The 19,621-nt window shown below is 68.6% G+C and carries 17 protein-coding genes; 6 read left to right on the plus strand and 11 right to left on the minus strand.

All coding sequences use genetic code 11. The features are described 5' to 3' along the window. The first annotated feature begins 13 nt into the window (after window positions 1–13). Window positions 14–1,990, plus strand: coding sequence for an APC family permease (locus ACUYM2_RS01520; protein ID WP_481598462.1), 1,977 nt, complete (start codon window positions 14–16; stop codon window positions 1,988–1,990). 22 nt (window positions 1,991–2,012) lie between these two features. On the opposite strand, the gene map is transcribed toward ACUYM2_RS01520, so the two are convergent. Both map and ACUYM2_RS01530 read right to left on the minus strand, forming a co-directional pair. Continuing rightward, the gene (map, locus tag ACUYM2_RS01525; protein WP_481598463.1) at window positions 2,013–2,795 is read right to left on the minus strand and encodes a type I methionyl aminopeptidase; all 783 of its coding nucleotides are present in this window, start codon (window positions 2,793–2,795) and stop codon (window positions 2,013–2,015) included. 149 nt (window positions 2,796–2,944) lie between these two features. Continuing rightward, window positions 2,945–3,148, minus strand: a complete 204-nt coding sequence (locus ACUYM2_RS01530; RefSeq protein ID WP_013599688.1) for a cold-shock protein — start codon at window positions 3,146–3,148, stop codon at window positions 2,945–2,947. A gap of 157 nt (window positions 3,149–3,305) precedes the next feature. Here ACUYM2_RS01530 and ACUYM2_RS01535 point away from each other — a divergent pair, with 157 nt between their 5' ends. After that, a complete protein-coding gene (locus ACUYM2_RS01535; RefSeq protein ID WP_481598464.1) occupies window positions 3,306–4,049 on the plus strand; it encodes a glycosyltransferase family 2 protein in 744 nt (247 codons plus the stop codon). Window positions 4,050–4,061: 12 nt separating this feature from the next. Here ACUYM2_RS01535 and ACUYM2_RS01540 read toward each other — a convergent pair whose 3' ends face one another. Then, a complete protein-coding gene (locus ACUYM2_RS01540; RefSeq protein WP_481598465.1) occupies window positions 4,062–5,009 on the minus strand; it encodes an alpha/beta fold hydrolase in 948 nt (315 codons plus the stop codon). A gap of 29 nt (window positions 5,010–5,038) precedes the next feature. Beyond that, the gene (locus ACUYM2_RS01545; protein WP_481598466.1) at window positions 5,039–6,118 is read right to left on the minus strand and encodes an alpha/beta hydrolase; all 1,080 of its coding nucleotides are present in this window, start codon (window positions 6,116–6,118) and stop codon (window positions 5,039–5,041) included. 549 nt (window positions 6,119–6,667) lie between these two features. Here ACUYM2_RS01545 and ACUYM2_RS01550 point away from each other — a divergent pair. Then, window positions 6,668–7,849, plus strand: a complete 1,182-nt coding sequence (locus tag ACUYM2_RS01550; RefSeq protein ID WP_481598467.1) for an MFS transporter — start codon at window positions 6,668–6,670, stop codon at window positions 7,847–7,849. A gap of 76 nt (window positions 7,850–7,925) precedes the next feature. Here the strand turns inward: ACUYM2_RS01550 and ACUYM2_RS01555 are convergent, their stop codons facing one another. The 6 genes from ACUYM2_RS01555 to ACUYM2_RS01580 all read right to left on the minus strand — a co-directional run bounded on the left by ACUYM2_RS01555 (window position 7,926) and on the right by ACUYM2_RS01580 (window position 14,909). Beyond that, window positions 7,926–10,658, minus strand: coding sequence for a PEP/pyruvate-binding domain-containing protein (locus ACUYM2_RS01555; RefSeq protein ID WP_481598468.1), 2,733 nt, complete (start codon window positions 10,656–10,658; stop codon window positions 7,926–7,928). 11 nt (window positions 10,659–10,669) lie between these two features. Next, on the minus strand, window positions 10,670–10,984 hold the full coding sequence (locus tag ACUYM2_RS01560) for a hypothetical protein (protein WP_481598469.1): 315 nt from the start codon (window positions 10,982–10,984) through the stop codon (window positions 10,670–10,672). A 95-nt stretch (window positions 10,985–11,079) separates the two neighbouring features. Further along, complete coding sequence (locus ACUYM2_RS01565; protein ID WP_481598470.1) at window positions 11,080–12,135, minus strand: zinc-dependent alcohol dehydrogenase family protein; 1,056 nt, start codon at window positions 12,133–12,135, stop codon at window positions 11,080–11,082. A gap of 79 nt (window positions 12,136–12,214) precedes the next feature. Continuing rightward, window positions 12,215–13,399 (minus strand): acetyl-CoA acetyltransferase, encoded by a 1,185-nt coding sequence (locus ACUYM2_RS01570; protein ID WP_481598471.1) that lies wholly within the window; start codon window positions 13,397–13,399, stop codon window positions 12,215–12,217. Beyond that, on the minus strand, window positions 13,396–14,103 hold the full coding sequence (locus ACUYM2_RS01575) for a CoA transferase subunit B (protein WP_481598472.1): 708 nt from the start codon (window positions 14,101–14,103) through the stop codon (window positions 13,396–13,398). Before ACUYM2_RS01575 ends, ACUYM2_RS01570 begins: the two co-directional genes overlap by 4 nt. 41 nt (window positions 14,104–14,144) lie before the next feature. Beyond that, window positions 14,145–14,909, minus strand: coding sequence for a CoA transferase subunit A (locus ACUYM2_RS01580; RefSeq protein ID WP_481598473.1), 765 nt, complete (start codon window positions 14,907–14,909; stop codon window positions 14,145–14,147). Window positions 14,910–15,142: 233 nt separating this feature from the next. Here ACUYM2_RS01580 and ACUYM2_RS01585 point away from each other — a divergent pair, with 233 nt between their 5' ends. Beyond that, window positions 15,143–15,916 (plus strand): IclR family transcriptional regulator, encoded by a 774-nt coding sequence (locus ACUYM2_RS01585; protein WP_481598474.1) that lies wholly within the window; start codon window positions 15,143–15,145, stop codon window positions 15,914–15,916. 301 nt (window positions 15,917–16,217) lie between these two features. Further along, a complete protein-coding gene (locus tag ACUYM2_RS01590) occupies window positions 16,218–17,183 on the plus strand; it encodes a plastocyanin/azurin family copper-binding protein (protein ID WP_481598475.1) in 966 nt (321 codons plus the stop codon). 47 nt (window positions 17,184–17,230) lie between these two features. On the opposite strand, the gene nadE is transcribed toward ACUYM2_RS01590, so the two are convergent. Next, window positions 17,231–18,055, minus strand: coding sequence for an ammonia-dependent NAD(+) synthetase (gene nadE / locus ACUYM2_RS01595; protein WP_481598476.1), 825 nt, complete (start codon window positions 18,053–18,055; stop codon window positions 17,231–17,233). Between the two features lie 248 nt (window positions 18,056–18,303). Here nadE and ACUYM2_RS01600 point away from each other — a divergent pair, with 248 nt between their 5' ends. Then, window positions 18,304–19,557, plus strand: coding sequence for an FAD-dependent oxidoreductase (locus ACUYM2_RS01600; RefSeq protein WP_481598477.1), 1,254 nt, complete (start codon window positions 18,304–18,306; stop codon window positions 19,555–19,557). Window positions 19,558–19,621: the final 64 nt, after the last annotated feature.

A 19,621-nucleotide genomic window follows, 5' to 3' on the forward strand; every position in this document is an offset into this window, starting at 1 on the left:
AGAAAGGAACGACATGACCACGCTGAGCAGGCCGCCGGTCGACCCGTCGGCGCCGAAACCGGGCCGCCTGACTACGCTGCGGACCTGGCTGCTGGTGGGGCTGCAGGACAGCAAGGGCGGGCACCAGGGCCCGGGCGGCGTGCCCACGGCGCACGAGAAGAAGCACAGCTGGTGGCAGGTCATGTGCCTGACCGGCGTCGACTACTTCTCTACCCTGGGTTACCAGCCGGCCATCGCCGCGCTCGCCGCCGGGGTGATTTCGCCGCTCGCCACCCTCGTCCTGGTGGCAATCACCCTGCTCGGCGCGCTGCCGGTCTATCGCCGCGTCGCAGGCGAGAGCCACCGCGGCGAGGGATCCATCGCCATGCTGGAACGGCTGATGCCGCGCTGGGGCGGAAAGCTCTTCGTCCTGGTCCTGCTCGGCTTCGCCGCGACGGACTTCATGATCACCATGACCCTGTCGGCCGCGGACGCCACCGCCCACCTCGTCCAGAACCCGGTGGCACCGGCCTGGCTGCAAGGGCAAAACGTCGCCGTGACGCTGATCCTGCTGGCCCTGCTCGGGGCGGTGTTCCTCCGCGGCTTCAAGGAGGCCATTGGCGTGGCCGTGGTCATCGTCGGACTGTACCTCGGCCTGAACGTCGTGGTCGTCGGCGCATCGCTCTGGGAGGTCCTGAGCCATCCGCTGGCCGTGGACAACTGGTGGCAGGCCATCTCCACCTCGCATGGAAACCCGCTGCTGGCGGTCGGCTTTGCGCTGCTGGTCTTCCCCAAGCTCGCCCTCGGCCTGTCCGGGTTTGAGACCGGCGTCGCCGTGATGCCGCAGATCAAGGGCCACACCAAGGACACCGAGGAGCACCCCGCCGGCCGGATCGAGGGCGCCCGCAAACTGCTGACCACTGCAGCCTTGATCATGAGCACCTTCCTGATCGTCAGCAGCTTCACCACCGTCGTGCTGATCCCGGAGCACGAATTCCAGCCCGGCGGCCAGGCCAACGGGCGTGCCCTGGCCTTCCTGGCCCATGAGTACCTCGGCGTGGGTTTCGGTACCGTCTACGACATCTCCACCATCGCGATCCTCTGGTTCGCCGGCGCGTCCGCGATGGCCGGCCTGCTCAACCTCGTCCCGCGGTACCTGCCCCGCTACGGGATGGCCCCCGGCTGGGCCCGGGCCGTCCGCCCCCTCGTCCTGGTCTTCACCCTTATCGGGTTCATGGTCACCTGGCTTTTCGACGCCGACGTCGACGCCCAGGGCGGCGCCTACGCCACCGGCGTGCTGGTGCTGATGACTTCGGCTGCCGTGGCCGTGACGCTCTCGGCCCGGCGGCAGCGGCAGCGCAAGCGAACCGCGGGCTTCGGCGTCATTGCCGTCGTGTTCATCTACACCACCGTGGCCAACATTATTGAACGCCCCGAGGGTATCCGGATCGCGTCGATCTTCATCCTGGGGATCATTGTGATTTCCTTGCTCTCGCGCGCCCGGCGCTCGTTCGAGCTGCACGCCACCCACGTCCATCTGGACCGGCAGGCGCTGGAATTCATGTCCGATGAGCTGGAGGGCCCGCTGCGGATTGTCGCGCACGAACCGCTGCGCCTCAGCGCGGAGGCCTACCGGCAGAAGCTGGAGTCCGCCATTGAGGTCAGCCACCTGCCGCTGGACTATCGGGCCTTGTTCCTTGAGGTCGTCGTGGATGATTCCTCGGACTTCGAAACCGAACTGGAGGTCCGCGGCATCACCCGGCACGGCTACCGGATCCTCGAAGTGCACGGCCCCGCCGTCGCCAACACCATCGCCTCGGTGCTGCTGCACATCCGGGACGTGACAGGGCTGATGCCGCACATCTACTTCCGCTGGACCGAGGGAAACCCGCTCACCAACCTCCTGCGCTTCCTCGCCTTTGGTGAGGGCGAAATCGCGCCGGTGACCCGCGAGGTGCTGCGCGAAGCCGAACCCGATGTCACGCGGCGGCCCTGGGTGCACGTTGGCTAGGCGGACTGCTCGGCAACCCCGGTCAAACGCGGAAAGGCCTCGGCAGGGTGAGGATTTCGGCTCCGTCGTCGGTGATGGCGATGGTGTGCTCGCTGTGCGCGGTCCGGCAGCCTGTCGCGCTGCGGAGCGTCCACCCGTCGGCGTCCGTAACAAGGGTGGCGGTGTCCGCCATCACCCATGGTTCCAGGGCGAGCAGCAGGCCGGGGCGCAGTTGGTACCCGCGGCCGGGCCGCCCGGTGTTGGGAACATGCGGGTCCTGATGCATTGTGGATCCGATCCCGTGGCCGCCGAACTCGGTGTTGATCGGATAACCCGCCGCGCTGAGGACCGAACCGATGGCATGGGAGATGTCACCGATGCGGGCCCCGGGCCCGGCAGCGGCTATCCCTGCGCTCAAGGCCCGTTCGGTGGCGCTGATCATCGCCACGCTCTCCGGGGGCTTTGATGCGCCGACGATGAAGCTGATGGCCGAGTCCGCGGCGACGCCGTCTTGGGAGACGGCGAGGTCCAGTGTCAGCAGGTCGCCGTCGGCCAGTGCGTAGTCGTGCGGCAGGCCATGCAGCACTGCATCGTTGACGGCGGTGCAGATGTAGTGGCCGAACGGCCCGCGGCCGAAAGACGGCGCGTAGTCGACGTAGCAGGACTGCGCTCCCGCCTCGAGGATCATGGTCCTGGCCCACTGATCAATCTCCAGCAGGTTGGTGCCGACCATGCTGCGGCTCTTCAGCGACTGCAAAATGTCAGCGACCAGGGCGCCTGCGGCCCTTGCCCGGGTCAGTTCGGCGGGGTTGAGGATCTCGATCATGCGGCGCCTTTCTCACGCGCGGGTTTCTTTGCCGGCCGGTGTCCCGCCGGGACGGCCGGGAACACAGCAGCCCCTCCGGAAGATTCCTCCGGAGGGGCTGCATGGTCTTCTAGGAGAAGCAGTCCGGCAGGCCGGGCTTTCCTGAAAGCTTAGAGCGGGCGGATGTTCTCAGCCTGCGGGCCCTTCGGACCCTGGGTGACGTCGAACTCGACCTTCTGGTTCTCGTCCAGCGAGCGGTAGCCGCTGGAAGCGATTGCCGAGTAGTGGGCGAAAACGTCGGCCGACCCGTCATCCGGGGCAATGAAGCCAAAACCCTTTTCGGCGTTGAACCATTTAACTGTGCCTGTAGCCATGCCTTTATCCTTCTGAAACGCTGCTGATCTCCGGCGGCCACGAGGCCAACGGCTGCGGAGACATTCGTCCGCTGTCCCCAACGTACGGGGCGCCGGGCCGTGGTGCAAGGGTCTGAGTGCGGGAGTTAATCCCGGGGGAGGCTATAGTCGGCTCACCATGTCAACAATCTCGGTGGTAATCCCCACCCGGAACGATGCGCAGCCGCTGGCGGTGTGCCTTGAGGCACTCGCCCGGCAGAGCCGCCGCGCGGACGAGGTGATCGTGGTGGACAACGGCAGCACGGACAACACCGCCGAGGTTTGTGCCGCCGCGGGGGTGCGGCGGATCGCTGTTGAGCTGCCCGGGATCGCGGCGGCCACCGCCCGTGGCTTTGATGAGGCGGAGACTGAGATCATCGCGCGCCTGGATACCGACTCCGTCCCGCCTGCGGACTGGCTGGAACGCGTCGAAGCCATCCTGGACAAGGCCGGTCCGCTGACGGCATTGAGCGGACCGGGGGACTTCTACGGCGGGACGCGGTTCGCCCGCTGGATGGGCGGAAACGTTTGGATTCCCGGTTATCGCTGGGCCGTGGGGCTCCTGCTGGGGCACCCGCCGCTGTTCGGCTCCAATTTCGCACTGCGGGCCGGCGTCTGGGAGAAGATCCGGGGCCGGGTCCACCGGGGCCGGCCGCCGGTCCACGACGACCTCGACATTTCCTATCAGATCCCGCCCGAGGTGTCCGTGGTCTGGGAGCCGACGCTGCGGGTGGCCGTCTCGGCCCGACCGTTCGAAAGCCGGCACGCCGCGGGGCGCCGGCTGGCGATGGCGTGGACGACGTTCGCCGTGGAGTTCCGCTTGGAGCCGCCGCTGCGGCGGCGCCGCCGTCGTGTGCGCTGGGAACGTGCCCACCGGCGCTAATCGCTGCGGCGGTCAGCCGGCGTCGGAGTAAAGGGCTATCAGGTCCCGGCTCATCTGGTGCGGCGACGTTTCACTGGGGCTGTGGCCGCCCCGGTAGACGGCGATTTTCGCTCCGATCGCCTGGGCGAAGCGGCGGTGCAGGGCAAGCGGCCAGAGGTCGTGTTCGCCGACGGCGACGAACTTCGGCAGCGTCGCCGCGGCCAGCACCGGCCGCAGATCGGGGGCGTGCTGCATCAGCCCGAAGATGTCCCGCACGGATTTGCGGCGGGTAAAGCGGAACCGGTACCGCACGAAACGGATCCGGTTCGGCGCCACGCGGACCACGTTGCTGCGGATGCCCCACACCATCAGCGCCGCACCCACGCCGGCGCCGGCCCGGCCGCTGAACCGGCCAATCCGCTGGACGCCCCGGAAACTGTTGCCGGGTTCGGGCGGGCAGCTGAGGAGGGTCAGGCTGCGGAACAAATCGGGCCGCGTCGCGAAGGCAAGCTGCGCGACGATTGCGGCGAAGGAGTAACCAACGACGTGCGCAGCGCCGTCCCCGGCCTCCAGCAGGGCGATCAGGTCGTCGGTGAAGAGCCGGTAGTCGTAGTGTTTCCGGGGCGGGTCGAGCTGCTCGGGCCCGGCGCCGGCCGATTCGTACTGGCCGGCGATGTCGTAGCTGAGCACAAAATATCCGGCAGCCGCGAGCTGGGGCAGCATGAGCGAGAAGTCTTCCTTGGACCCGGTGACTCCGGGAACCAGCAGCACCCGCGGACGGCCAGGCTCACCCATGGACAGGGTCGCCAGCGCACCGCTGGGGGCCCGGAACTCGCCGCGGACGGAGCCCGGCGGCGGTACGGACCAGTCGACGTCGGGCAGGGCGGCGTCCAGCCGGGCGGCCTCGTCGATGAGCCCCGAGCCGAAGACCCCGGGGTCCGGTTCCGGTGCGCCCGGGAGATTGCGGCCTGTTGACGCCATGGACTAAACATAGCCCCGGGGTGTGGACCTCAGGCGCCGGCCACCCTGCGCACGAACGCGTGCAGGCGGCGGTAAACCTCCTGCGACTCCGGGTGGCGGAAGTCCTGCTGCCAGGTGTGCTCGGTGTTTGGGGCGTCCCAGCCGTAAATCAGGGTGTCCACGTGGACTTCATGCCCGCGCAGGCGCTCGATGAAGTTCAGGTTCGCTGCGTAGAAGAAGTCCCGTTCCGAGGTGGTCACGAAGACCGGCGGGAACCGCGCGTCGAGCCATTCGATCGGGGACAGGAAGCCGGCCGCGGCGCGCAGCTCCGCAACGCGGCGGCCGGGGCCGCGCGCTGCCCGGGGCAGGAGCATCCGGACGAAGTTCAGGCTGAGCACGAAGCCCTTGTCGAAGAACACGGAGAAGTCCACGACGCTGCAGTGCTGCACCAGGCCCCGCAGGCTCCGGGCGGGGGTCGCCGGCTCCAAGGCGTAATGGCGGGCCAGTTCCGGGCGGAAGCTGGCCGCGGCGAGGAGGGCAGCGATCTGGCCGCCGGCGGAGTCGCCGCCCAGGACAATCCGGGCAGGATCCCCGCCGTAGCCGGCGATGTTGTCGCGGACCCAGGCCAGCGCTGCATTGGCGTCCTGGAGGACGTGGGCCATGTGGAAGCGCGGAGCCCGGCGGTAGTTCACGTTGACCGCCACCATGCCGCCCTCGGCCTGGCTTGCGCAGTACTTGGTCAGCGAGGCCTTGTCGCCCGAGGTCCAGCCCCCGCCATGGAAGTAAACGTAGACCGGCAGCTGGCCGGCGCCGTCAACCGCTACTGCGCCGGCAGGGGCGATCACGTCCAGGCGGTGGGCCCGAATGCCGTCCCCGACGAAGTCAATGTCGTGGAAGTAGTCGACGCCGGTGATGGGGTCGGCGTTGAAGCGGGCCTTTTCGCCGGGGCCCAGCGAGTGCATCAGGGCCCGCCAGGCCCACACCGGAACCCGGCGCAACACCCCGCGCGCGCGGCGGGCCAGGCCGAAGGCGCTGCCGGCCCGCTGCGCAGGGTATTGCGCTGGTGGCAGGGGCAGGGGCCGTGCAGGAAGGGAGGGGGACTGCTGGGATGGCTGGACCGCCGGGGTCATGATCCATTCTAACTGGGCACGGCTGTGCTACCACGCCGAGGGCAGCCTGCCCTTGCCGCACAGCGGTCGGTCATTTTTTGCCTTTGAGCAGGACTTCGGGGGTGGCCCGCTGGGTGAGGGCCCAGCTGGCGAGGACTTTCCGGGCGTCCTCCCAAGGTGTCCCGGGTGGAGCGTTTCGCGATGGTCATCCCGGAGCCTGAGAAAAGGACTTCAGCCTGGAGTAGCGTTCCCGCTGCCGCATGGCGTGAAAGTCAGTCCCTTGCGCCTCGGCGCGACGATGCTCCTATCGGCGTTGAATGCCACTTCTGGACGTCAATGGCACTGGTCCAACGGCTCGTCTTGGTTCTCGCCAACCCAAAGGTTCGAACCAGGGGCTGATGCTCGTGAGCGTCGCCTTGTGGATGGTTGTGGTTCTTTACGGGCAAGCAGACGTGAGTGGTTGACGAGAGAAGACATCGACGGTTTGCCGAGAAATTGGGACGGTGCGTGACGCGGCCGACAGAAGGGAAAAACGGGTGCGATTTGCGATCCTGCGCCTAGGATCGGCGGATGCGCATACAACCGGACCGGAGGCGGGCAGCCGGCACTGCGGCGACCCTGATCGGAGGGTCGGCGGAGTTGGTGGACTTCCTGATCCCGCTATGGGGCGGCACCGAGCTTGGCCTCGCGCCCAGCGCGATCGGAGTTCTCGTCGCTGTCGAACTCGTCGTCTCGGTGATCGCCCGGCCAATTTCCGGCTGGCTGGTCGACTCGCGTGTGCGAACGAGGGTCGCCGCGGCGGGGGCTCTGCTGTACTCGGTGAGCTGCATCGGTTACGCCCTTGCGACATCCCTTCCGCTGGCCTTCGGCGCAGCTGTCGCGGGCGGCATGGGCGGCGCCTTCTTCTGGATCGCAGCCCGGTCGATCGCTGCGGAGAGCCTGGACCGGGACTCCGGCTCTCTGGCCGGGATGCTGTCGTCCGAAGCGCTTGGATCGTGGTTTTTTTGGATCCCGGCGATGGTCCTGCTGCAGCTCATCGGCTTCGGCGGGGTTTTTGGGATCCTATCTGTCGTCTGCATCCTCGCTGCGGTTGTGTTGTTCCGCGTGCCGCGGTTCCTGTCGCCGCCGCAGGAGCAACCATCAGGCGGGATCAGGGGCGACGGAAAGCGCCTCGCCCCGCTGCTGCTCGCCGCACTCGTGACGGCCGTCGCCGAGGCTGGCGTGTCGCTGCTTTTGCTGCTCCATTTGCAGAACGCGCTCGGACTCGAGGTCTACCAGATCGCACTGATTTATCTGCCCGGAGGCATTGTGCTCACGGTGATGCCCCGCGTTTTGCACCGTTTCGTTGAACGTCGTGGCCGGCGCGCGGGATATGTCATCGCGTCCGTCGCGTCGGCCCTGGCGGCGGCCGGTCTCGCCTTCATGCCCAGTCCGCTCGTGATCGCTGCGCTCTGGGTGCTGACGAGTGCCTCATGGGCAATTCTCCTGCCGATCCAGCGGGCGGTTGTTGCCGAAGTAAACAACCATCGAGTGGGCCGCGGACTGAGCCTCCTGACCAATTTCGAGATCCTCGGAGCAGCAGCAGGGGCACTGCTCGCGGGGCTGCTGTACGAGGGTGGAGCGTGGCAGCTGTCGTGCCTGGTCTTCGCGGGCATCATCCTCAGCGGAGCGGTCTTTGGGCCGCTGGCACTTACGAAGGTGGGCGTCCGTAACCGCCCGGTACCGGACCCGGAAGTTATGAGCACTGGCTAAGCGACGAACTCAGAGCACTCCCAGGCACTGCGGCGGGAGCGGCCGTGACTCGAACTGGACAGCCGCCCGGTCGCGCCTAGTCCGGTAGTTCCCGGACTGTGCCGGCGGCGCCGTCGACAGTGACGCGTTGGCCGGTGTGCAGCCGCGTGGTGGCGTCCGGCACGCCGACCACCGCGGGGATGCCGTATTCGCGGGCGACGACGGCGCCGTGCGAGATGACGCCGCCCATCTCCATTACGAGGGCGCCGGCCGTCATGAACAGCGGGGTCCAGCCGGGGTCGGTCGAGGGTGCCACCAGGATTTCGCCGGGCTCGAGGCGGGCGCCCACCGGGTCCATGACCACCCGGACCGTCCCGGTTGCGGTGCCGGCCGAGGCGGGGGTCCCGGACAAGGCTCCGGTGGGCGGCCTTTTCGCCATCACGGCGGCCTCCACGTCGGTCCCGTCGGAGAGCAGCAGGCGGGGAATGTGGCGCCGGCGCAGTTCGACGTCGTAAAGGCGGCGGCGCCCGGCGACGAGATCCTGCATTCCGGCGCCCCGCAGGGCCACCCGGAGCTCGTCGAAGTCCAGGAAGAACACGTCGTCGGCCGCCGCCACACCGCCGGTGCGCGCCAGTTCCGCGCCGACCAGCAGCAGCTGGCGGTGCATTTCGCCGAGGATCTTCACAATGTGGAACTTCGGCAGTTCGCGCAGGCCGGAGAGCTCCCGGACCCGGCGCAGGGACAGCTCGAGCAGCCGGGCCCGCCACTTGCCGTGCACGGCCGCACGGTCCACCAGGCTTCGGATCCGGGCTTCCGCGTGCTCGGCGGCCCGGCGGAACTGACGGTCCGGGGCCTGCTCGGGGTCCTCCACGCGCAGGTAGTTGGAGATCATGCCCAGGATGTGGTCCGGTTGCTCCGACCAGCGGGGCATGCCCAGGTCGATCTCGGCCACCGCACGGTGGCCGTACCGGGACAGGAAATCCCGAACCCGTTCCTGCGCCGGCGCGGGAAGCGAACCGGCGCGGTAAGCGGCGGCCAGCCCGGCCGGCTGCTCCGCCAGGAAAGCCTCCCGCGCGGCGGGAACGTCCCCGATGCTTACCGATAGCTGACAGAGTTCAAGGTCCATCTCGGTGGTCACGTTGTGCGGCAGCCCGCGGAGCACCGCCTCCAGCTCGCGGGGCGGGGCGATGCCGCGCAGCAGCCGCCGTGCCACCGCCAGCATGATGTAGCCCACGGACGGGGCTGGCAGCGTGGCCCGGATCAGGCCGTCAATCGTCCGGTTCGTGATCTGTTCGGCGTAGTCGAGCCGCTGCAGCGCGGTGGCGGGCTCGGGCAGCACCAGCTGGGCTGCGAGGCGTTTTTCGTAGGCGTCCGCCCGGCGGAGTTCCGCTGCGGGCCGGAGCGCGGCGCCGATGAGCGCCGGGATCAGGCCCAGGACCATGCCGAGGCTGGCGCTGGCTTCGGTGCTCCGGGTCCGCGGGCTGTGGGTCCGCGGTCCGCGGTCGGGCCGGGCTTTCCGCGGGTGCTCGCTGGCCGCGAACCGCGGGTCGGCCAACAGTTCCGGGAAGATCGCGGCTGACCTGCCGTCCGCCAGCGGGAGTATCCGGGTCAGGTAGCGGCGGCCCCATTTGTTGTGCACCAGCGCCGTCAGGTCCACGTACATCCTCAACCCGGGGTTGACGTAGCGCCAGGGTCCCTTGCGGTTCCGCATCAGGCCGAGGGCGGCCAGCCCGATCGGTGTGATCGGGCGGGTGAGTCCCTGCAGGAGTGTCCCGCACAGGTAGACGCGGGGTCCGCCGTCGGGGTCCGGGCTGAGGGCGGAGGGGCCGGTGGAGAACGGATCCTGCAACGGATACAACGTGGTGATCGGCCGGGACTGGGTCAGCCAGAGCGTGCCCGCGACGTCGATGACCCACTCCACATCCTGCGGCGCGCCAAAGAGATGCTGGACGGCATCTCCCAGCCTGGTCAGCTCGCCGAGTTCCGCGTCATTCAGGCTCAACCCCCGCGCAGGATCGTCATTTCCGCGCACCCTGCGCAGGACCGCTGCCGTGGTGGTGTCCAGGGTGAACTGGTCCGGGTTCACCGCGCCGGACACCACTGCCTGTCCCGCCCCGGGACTGGCGTTGATCACCGTTTCGGTCCGGGTTCCGGTCACCGGGTTGGCGGTGAACATCACGCCTGCGGTGGCGGCGTCGACCATGATCTGGACGACGACGGCGAGCCCCACCTCGCGGTGGCTGATCCCGTTGGCGGACCGGTAGGCCACCGCCCGGTCGGTCCACAGCGAGGCCCAGCAGCGACGGACGGCGTCGACGACGGCGTCGGCGCCGGTGACGCCGGTGAACGAATCCTGCTGGCCGGCAAAGCTGGCGAACGGAAGGTCCTCGGCGGTGGCGGAGGAGCGCACCGCGACCGCGGGCCGGGCGCCCAGTGCGGCGTACGCCGTCCGGACGGCCGCATCGACGTCGGCCGGAACAGCGGCTGAAACGATCAACTCGCGGGCGCTGGCCGCGATCCGGTCCAGCTCCGCCGGGTCCGGCGCGGCCGTGGGACCTGCTGCTGTGTCGGCGCCGGGTGCACCGCCGTCGGCCTCCGCGTCGAGCCGGGCGGCCAAGGCCTCCAGCGCGGGTGGTACCGCCAGGCGGTAGGCGTCGGTGGTCAGGCAGAAGCCTTGCGGCACCGGAAAACCCGCGGAGGTGAGTTTTCCGAGGTTCAGGGCCTTGCCGCCGACGAGCCGCAGGGGAGCTGAGCCGGTCCGGCCAAGGTCCAGCACGAACTCGTCCGACGCAGCGGCATCCGGCTCATCGTCGTCCGCTTCGGAGCGCATGGGTCGCGCGCCTAGTCGCTCGCCGCGTCGCCGGCGTCCTCCCATTGGACGTCCAGGTTGCGGAACACCGGCGGCGAATCGCAGAGGGCCGCCATGCGTGCCGCGAACTCTGAGGTTTCCGGCCGGCGGGAGTTCTCCATCGCCGACTCGTAGGAATCGAATTCAACGATTGTGAGGTAAGTACCGGGCCGGTCCCGGTCCGCGGTGTTCAGGATCCGGCGAAAGGTCGGGGCGGTTTCCCCCTCGGTCCGGGATGGCCGGCCGAGCGCTTCGATCTCCTCGATGCGGGACGACTGGTATTCGATGATCTGCACAAACCTGGCCATGACGGCTCCTTGACGGCTGCGGGTGCTGATGCGCATCACGCTAGACCCGCCGCCGCGACAGTGCAAGAGCCGCGCGGCCGGGGGCCGGCCCGCGGCTACGGCGTCAGCAGCACCTTGATGGCGCGCCGTTCGTCCATTGCACGGTAGGCCTCCGGCGCCTCCTCCAGCGCCATGACGACGTCGAACACCCGGCCCGGGTTGATGCTGCCGTCGAGCACGTCGGCGAGCAGTTCGGGGATGTAGGTCCTGGCCGGGGCCATTCCGCCGCCAATCGAGATGTTGGTGTCGAAAAGGTAGCGCAGCGGGATCTCGGCCCCGCCCGTCGGCACGCCCACAAAACCGAGGGCGCCGCCCGGGCGGACGCTGTGCAGCGCCTGCTCCATGGATTCCTTGGTGCCGACGCATTCCAGGACGGAATCGGCCAGCACCCCGCCGAGCAGTTCGCGTACCTTCGCGGCGCCGTCGTCCCCGCGCTCCGCGACGATGTCCGTGGCGCCGAACTCCCGGGCGATGGCCTGCCGGTCGGCGTGCCGGGACATGGCGATGATCCGTTCCGCGCCCAGCCGCTTGGCAGCCAGGACGCCGCACAGGCCCACGGCGCCGTCGCCCACCACGACGACGGTCCGGCCGGGGCCGGCCTTCGCCGCGAGGGCGGCGTGGTGGCCGGTGGCCATGACGTCCGAGAGGGTCAGCAGGCTGGCGCGGAGCGCGTCGTCGGGATCGGTGACACCGGGCACCTTGACGAGGGTGGCGTCGGCCAGCGGAACCCGGACCGCCTGGCCCTGGCCGCCGTCAATGGCCAGCCCGGCGTCGTCTTTGCCGCCCCAGCCGGCCAGGTGGTCGCAGGCGACCGTGACACCGTTGAGGCACTGCGGGCACCTGCCGCAGCTGACCACGAACGGCGCGATCACCAGATCCCCCACGGCCAGTCCGGTCACCGCGTCGCCGATGCTCTCCACCAGACCGATGAACTCATGGCCGATCGCACGCGGCTCATGCGTGGGCCGGACGCCCCGGTACGGCCACAAGTCGGAGCCGCAGACGCAGGAGGCGGTGACCTTGACGACGGCGTCGGTGGGCTGCTGGATGGTGGGGTAGTCGCGGTCTTCGACCCGGATGTCGCCGGGGCCGTGGATGATGGTGGCGCGCATGGGCATTCCTCGCATGGTCGTGGATGGGGGCTGGAACGAGTCTAGTCCCGGACCGGGAGGCCGTCCCCCGCGTTGCTTATCAGACGGCCTCAAGCACGCTGACGTAGTTCGCAATGCCCACGCCGCCCATGTTCTGCACCGCGGCACGGCGCGGGGCGGCCAGCTGCATGTCCCCGGCGGTGCCGGTGAGCTGCATCGCCGCGATGACATGCTGCGAGACGCCGGTGGCCCCGACCGGGTGGCCCTTGGCCTTGAGCCCGCCCGAGACGTTGACCGGCAGCTTGCCGTCCTTGAAGACCCAGCCTTCCTTGACAGCGCGGGCGCCCTGGCCCGGCTCGGTCAGGCCCATGACCTCGTACATCAGCAGTTCGGCGATGGTGAAGCAGTCGTGCACCTCGGCGAAGTCCAGGTCCTCCAGCCCGACGCCGGCCATGCCCAGGGCCCGCTGCCAGGAGGCGCGGGTGGCGGCAAAGGCGGTGGGGTCGCGGCGGTCAGTCGGGAAGAAATCGTTCGCCTGGCCGAAGCCGGCAAGCCGGACCGGCTCGGTGGCGCCGCCGGTGGGGGCAACGCTGAGAACGACGGCGGCGGCGCCGTCGGAGACGGGAGAGCAGTCGGTGCGTCGCAGCGGATCGGCGACCATCGGGTTCTTGTCCGAGACCGTCTGGCAGAACTCCTCGCCGAGGTCCTTGCGGAGCTGGGCGTAGGGGTTGTCCACGCCGTTGCGGTGGTTCTTCGCCGCGATCGAGCCCAGCACGTCGGACATTGGACCGTAGCGCTTCTCGTAGTGCTTGGCCACTTCGGCGAAGAGCCCCGTGAAGCCGGTGCTGGAGGGCTTGCCGGCCATGTCGTAGTCCGCTCCGAGCAGGGCGGCGCCCACGACGTCGGCCCCGGCCTGCGTCATCTTTTCGGCCCCGATCACCAGGACCGTCTTGGCGGTACCCGCCAGCAGCGACTTGGTGCCCTGCTGGAACGCGGCCGAGCCCGAGGCGCACGCGTTCTCCACCCGCGTCGACGGCACGTTGGCGAGCTGCTCCGAGACCTGCAGGGCGAGCGAGGACGGGAACGCCAACGGCATCATGCCGGAGTTGAACTGGCCCAGGTAGATCTCGTCGATCTGGCCGGGCTCGATGCCCGCGTTGCCGATCGCCTCGGTGGCAACCTGAACGATCAGGGACTCGAGGGTCTCCTCCGTGAGCTTGCCGAAGCGGCTGTGGCCCCAGCCGGTGAGCAGGACATCCTTGCCGAACTGGTCCTTGAGGCTCATGCCGTGGCTCCTTCCAGGCTGCCGGCGTCACGGGCCGGCGCTGCCTCGAGGGAGGGATCGACGTCGAACTCGGCTTCCGTCTTCTTGCGGATCTCAGCTACGGTGACGCCGGGGGCGAGCCGGGTCAGCGTGAGCCGCCGAACGCCTGTTTCTTCATCCTTCACCAGGTCAAACACCGCGAGGTCGCTGATGATGCGGTCCACGCAGCTCAGGCCCGTGAGCGGCAGGGTGCATTCCTTGACGATCTTGGCGGTGCCGTCCTTGGCGTTGTGTTCGGTGAGGACCACAACGCGCGGAGTGCCGGCCACGAGGTCCATGGCGCCGCCCATGCCCTTGACCATCTTGCCGGGGATGGTCCAGTTGGCCAGGTCACCGGCGCCGGAGACCTGCATGGCGCCGAGGATGGCGACCTTGACGTGGCCGCCGCGGATCATGCCGAAGGAGGTGGCCGAGTCGAAGATGCTGCCGCCGGGCAGTACGGTGACCGTCTGCTTGCCGGCGTTGATCAGGTCCGCGTCCTCCTCGCCCTCATAGGGGAACGGGCCCATGCCGAGCAGGCCGTTCTCGCTCTGCAGCACCACGCGGACGCCCTCGCGCAGGTTGTTGGCGACCAGCGTGGGGATGCCGATGCCAAGGTTGACGTAATCGCCGTCGTTGAGTTCTTCGGCCGCAATGGCGGCCATTTCATTCCGGGTCCAAGCCATGATGATTCTCCTGAAAGTGTGGGGGCGGCGCTCAGGCCGGATTAGACGGTGGCGGCGGAGGCGGCAGCGTTGTCCGTCTCGGACGCTTCGGACGCTTCGGCCGCTCCGGCGCGGGGCCGGACGGTGCGCTGTTCGATGTCCTTGACCCGGCCGCTGGCCTGGACCAGGCGCTGCACGAAGACACCGGGGGTGACAATGTGGTTCGGGTCGAGTGCGCCGGGTTCGACGATCACCTCGGCCTCCGCGACGGTGATGGCGCCGGCCGTGGCAACCACCGGGTTGAAGTTCTGCGCGGTGTAGCGGTAGATCAGGTTGCCGTCGGTGTCGGCGGTGTGCGCGTGGACCAGGGCGACGTCGGCCTTGATGGCACGTTCCTGGACATACGTTTCGCCGTCGAACTCCGCCAGCGGCTTGCCCTCGGCGACGAGGGTGCCGACGCCGGTCTTGGTGTAGAAGGCCGGGATGCCGGCGCCGCCGGCGCGGAGGCGTTCGGCGAGGGTGCCCTGCGGGGTGAACTCGACCTCCAGCCGACCGGCGAGGTACTGCTCGGCGAAGAGCTTGTTTTCACCGACGTAGGAGGCGATGACCTTGCGGACCTGGCCGGCTTCGATCAGCACACCCAGCCCCTTGCCGTCCACGCCCATGTTGTTGGAGACCACGGTGAGGTCCTTGACGCCGGAATCGCGGACGGCCTCGATCAGGTCCGCCGGGATGCCGCTGAGGCCGAAGCCGCCGACCGCCAGCGTCATGCCGTCCCGCAGCACGTCCTGCAGCGCGGCCGCCGCGCCGGATTTCACCTTTGACATGTTCATCTCCTCATTGAGCCTGTTCAGTCAGTGGCGGCCAGGCCAGCGGCCGCCGCCGTGATCCACGTTGTGGACTGTTCGCCTGAGGAAGGAGCCTATGGTGTGGCGTGGAGCACTGTCAACGTCGAAATTCTGCGGTAAGCGGTGCTTTTTTACAGTGTGGACGCTAGGCTTGCTGCTGTCCACAATGTGGATGATTGGAGGACGTCCTGAGGAAGCGCGAGGAAAAAAAGATGAACCCCGTCCCTGTTCAGGGAGCCCAGGTGGTGAGCCGGGCCGCGGCCCTGCTGAGGATCGTAGGCCGGAAGCCGGAAGGGTCCCCGCTGGTGGAGCTGGTCCGCGAATCCGGGCTCACGCGGCCCACCGCCCACCGGCTGCTGACCTCCCTGGCCGCGGAAGGCCTGCTGGACCAGGACCCGCAAAGCGGCAACTGGGTGCTGGGTCCGGAGATCCTGCTGATGGGGTCGGTGGCCTCGGCACGCTTCCCGCTGGAGGACATTGCCCGGCCCAGCCTGCGCAGGCTGGCCGAGGAGACCGGCGAGAGCGCTTTCTTTTCGATCCGCCGCGGCGCCGAGACGGTGTGCCTGCTCCGGGAGGAGGGCAGCTTCCCGGTGCGTTCCTTTGTGCTCCATGAGGGCGTCCGCTTTCCGCTGGGCGTCGCCTCCGCCGGCACCGCCATCATGGCGTTCCTGCCGGCGGCGGAGCAGGGGGCCCTGCTGGCCGGCTGGGCCGCCCATGCCGGAAGCTTCGCCGCTGCCCACAGCGAGGAAGTGGTCCGCGCGAATCTGGAAGCGACCCGGCAGGCAGGCTATTCGGTCAACCCGGGCCTGGTGCTGGAAGGCAGCTGGGGGATGGGCGCCGCCGTCTTCGACCAGCGCGGCCGGCCGGCCTGGGCGCTGTCCCTGACCGGGATCGAACCGCGTTTCCGCGAAGGCCGCCGGGAACTCCTGGGCCGCCTGCTGATGGAGGAGGCGCATCGGATCTCGCTGCAGCTGCAGGGCACCTAGGCGGGCACCGCGGCCGACGCGCACGAGCTCTCGACAAACCGGCAGCCTCGGAGCACGATGGGAATTGCAGCCGCAGCTGCATGCGCTTTAGACCCCGCCTATACCCCTGTCCGGGTGGCGCGTCTGGCCAAACAACTACTTCCCCGCCTTGATGCTGGGGGACTGGGAGCAGGAGAAGCGAGCGGCGGACGCAGTCCAGGCCGGAGCGAACCGGTGTCGCCCAAGGCGGCGTCGGCGCACCCGACGAGCCGGTTCCCGGCTGTCACCCCCGTTAGCCCCCAGCCATCAAGGAATGAGTCTCATGACTCTCCCAGTAGAAACCCGCCGCGCGCCACGCTTGCTGCGCCTTCTCATCGCTTTCACCGCCGCCCTCCTGTTGCCAGTGGCAGTCAGCGGCGCCGCCGCCACCGACGACGACAACTCGCCCACCACGTGGACGGTCCAGGTGGGATCCGAATCCCCCAGCCAGGCCATCCAAGGCATGGCCTTCCTGCCCGCGAACATTTACATCAATGCGGGCGACAAGGTCACTTGGGAGGCCAACTCCGCTGAAATCCACACCGTAACGTTCCTGGCCAAAGGCCAATCCCTGAGGTCCACCCAGCCGTTCAACCCCTCGCTGCCGCAGAACATCTTCCAGCGGGGCGGGAAAAGCTATGACGGGCACTCGTATTACAACTCCGGCGTCATGACGAATGTCTCGGACAGTGGCTTTAAGGAAGTCACGGAATACACCCTGGCATTCCCGCGCAAGGGCAACTTCACCTACTACTGCCTGGTCCACGGCATGGCCATGAAAGGCGTAGTCCATGTCCGTGCTGCCGGAACCGACTACCCGTACAGCCAGGCGCAGTATGACCGCCAGGCCAAGAAGCAGGAACGGGCCATCCTGCGGGACGGACGCCAATCATGGGACGCCGCCCGGGAGCAGGCGGACGAGCACACCGTGATCGCGGGAACGGACAACGGAACGTCCATGGTGATGCGCTTCGTCCGGCAGAACATTGAAATCCGTGTGGGCGAGAAAGTGACATTCGTCAACAACGGCATGGGCGCCCCGCATACCGTCACCTTCGGCAAGGAACCCGCCAATCTCTTCGTTCCTCGGGGCAACCCGGCCAAATTTGGCGGCGGAGACCTCAACTCAGGAATCATGCCCCCGCACAGCAAGTTCACCGTGACCTTTACCAAGGCCGGCGAGTTCGACTACATCTGCGGCCTGCATGACTTCATGGGCATGGTGGGCACCGTGGAAGTCCGGAAGTGACCGGGCGGAACCGCTGAGTGAACCCGGGCGCATCCACTAAGGGCAGGCTACTGCTTCCACCAAGTGTCGAAAATGGTGACCGGAACGGTGCGCTTGTGCCGGGTCCGCAGGTATTTCTGCTCGAGCAGCTCGGCCGCGGCGTCGGGGACGTCCCGGCCTTCGAGGTAGTCATCGATGGTGTCGTAGCTCAGGCCGAGTTCTTCCTCGTCGGTGCGTCCGGGCTTGTGGTCCAGGAGGTCCGCCGTCGGGACCTTCTCCCAGATGCGCGCCGGGGCGCCGAGCTCGGCAAGAAGCGCCCGGTTCTGGCGCTTGTTCAGGCCGAAGAGCGGCAGGATGTCCGCGCCGCCGTCGCCGTATTTGGTGAAGAACCCGGTCACGGATTCGGCGCCGTGGTCGGTGCCGATCACCAAGTAATTGTGCTCTCCGGCCAGGGCGTACTGGGCGATCATGCGGGTGCGGGCCTTGGTGTTGCCCTTGTGGAAGTCGGAGATGCCGTTGCCCACGGTTTTCTCGAATTCGTCCTCGAAGCCGTCCACCGCGGCCGAGATGTTGAAGGTCCATTCCGTCTTGGCCCGCACGAAGTCCAGGGCCGCCTGGGCGTCGTCCTCGTCGTGCTGCACGCCGTACGGAAGCCGCACGGCGACGAAGTTCGCCTCCACTCCTTCGGCGTCGAGCTCCTCGACCGCCAGTTGCGCGAGCCGCCCGGCCAGCGAGGAATCGAGGCCGCCGGAAATGCCCAGGACGAAGCCCTTGGTGTGGCTGGCCTTGAGGTAGTCCTTGAGGAAGGTAACGCGTTTGCGCACCTCCCCGGCGGGGTCGATCCGGGGCTGTACGCCCATTTCTTCAATGATCTTCGCCTGGAGTTCACGCATGCCTCACAGCCTAGCCAGCTGTGTCAATCAGGCTCAACTGTTGCCGGCGGCCAGTGCCCGGCGAGGTGCGGCTCCGGCGGCCGGATGCGCCGAGCTTCCAGACCAGCGCTACGCTTCCAGACCAGCGCTACGCTTCCGGACCAGCGCTACGCGGATCCGGGGCGCACCCGTCCGGAACCGCCGCCCGTGTCCGGAACCGCCGCGAAAACCCCCTCCCGCGGCACCCCTGGCAGGCGTAGCGTATGGCCATGGAGACGACGGGATGCGTGGTGGTCGGCGGAGGCCCGGCCGGAATGATGCTCGGCCTGCTGCTGGCGCGCGCCGGCGTGCAGGTGACGGTCCTGGAAAAGCATGCGGACTTCCTGCGCGACTTCCGCGGCGACACGGTGCACCCGTCGACCATCCGGCTGATCGACGAACTCGGGCTCGGACAGGCGTTCCGCCGCTTGCCACAAAGCCGGCTGCGGAGCGTCGTGTTCCCGGTCCCGGGCGGTCCGCCGGTGACCATGGGTGACTTTGATTCCCTGCCGCCGCCGTACAACTACATCGCCATGATGCCGCAGTGGGATTTCCTGAACTTCCTGGCCGCAGCCGCCGCCGAGGAGCCGGGGTTCACACTGCTGATGAGCCACACGGCCACCGGGCTGGTTCGCGACGGAGGCCGCGTCCGCGGGGTCCGGTTCCGCACCCCGGACGGCACGCCGGGCGAGCTCCGGGCCGACTTGGTGGTCGCGACGGACGGACGCCATTCCGCGCTGCGCGCCGCCGTCGGGCTGGCGCCCAAAGAGTTTCCGGTGCCGTTCGACACCTGGTGGTTCCGGCTGCCCAAGCATCCCGCCGAAGCCGGCGAAGTGGCCGGGCTGGTGCCAGCCTTCGGGCCAGGCGAGGCGCTGGTGGCCTTGTCCCGCACCGACTACTACCAGATTGGCTACCTCGCCCCGAAAGGCACCGACGCCAGGATCCGCGCCGAGGGCATCGAAGGCTTCCGGCGCAGGATCGCCGGGCTTCGGCCGGATTTCGCGGACCGAGTGGACGCGATCCGCTCGCTCGCTGACCTGCACTGGCTCGACGTCCGCCTTGACCGGCTGCAGTCCTGGCACATCAACGGCCTGCTCTGCATCGGCGACGCCGCGCATGCAATGTCCCCGGCCGGCGGCGTCGGCATCAACCTCGCCATCCAGGACGCCGTGGCCGCGGCGGAGATCCTGGCCCCGGCGCTGCTCCGGGGCAGGGTGACGACGGCAGACCTCCGGAAAGTGGAACGACGACGGCGGCTCCCCACCGTGATCGTGCAGACCGGCCAGCGGCTCATGCACCGCGCCGTCTTCGGCCCGATCATGGCTGGCAAACGCGCCACAGTTCCCGCCGCGGCGCTCTTCCTGGCCCGGCGGATTCCGGCGGTCCGCCGGATTATTCCCCGGTTCATCGCCTTCGGACCCCGCCCGGAACACGCCCCCGCGTTCGCGCGGCGTGCCGAGGCACGGCCGCAGCCCCGCCCCTAACCTCCCACTCCCGTCGATTGCTCCGCAGCCGCCCTTTAGCCCCTCCAAAAGGGCGGCAACGGAG

Source organism: Arthrobacter sp. SD1074B (assembly GCF_056780195.1).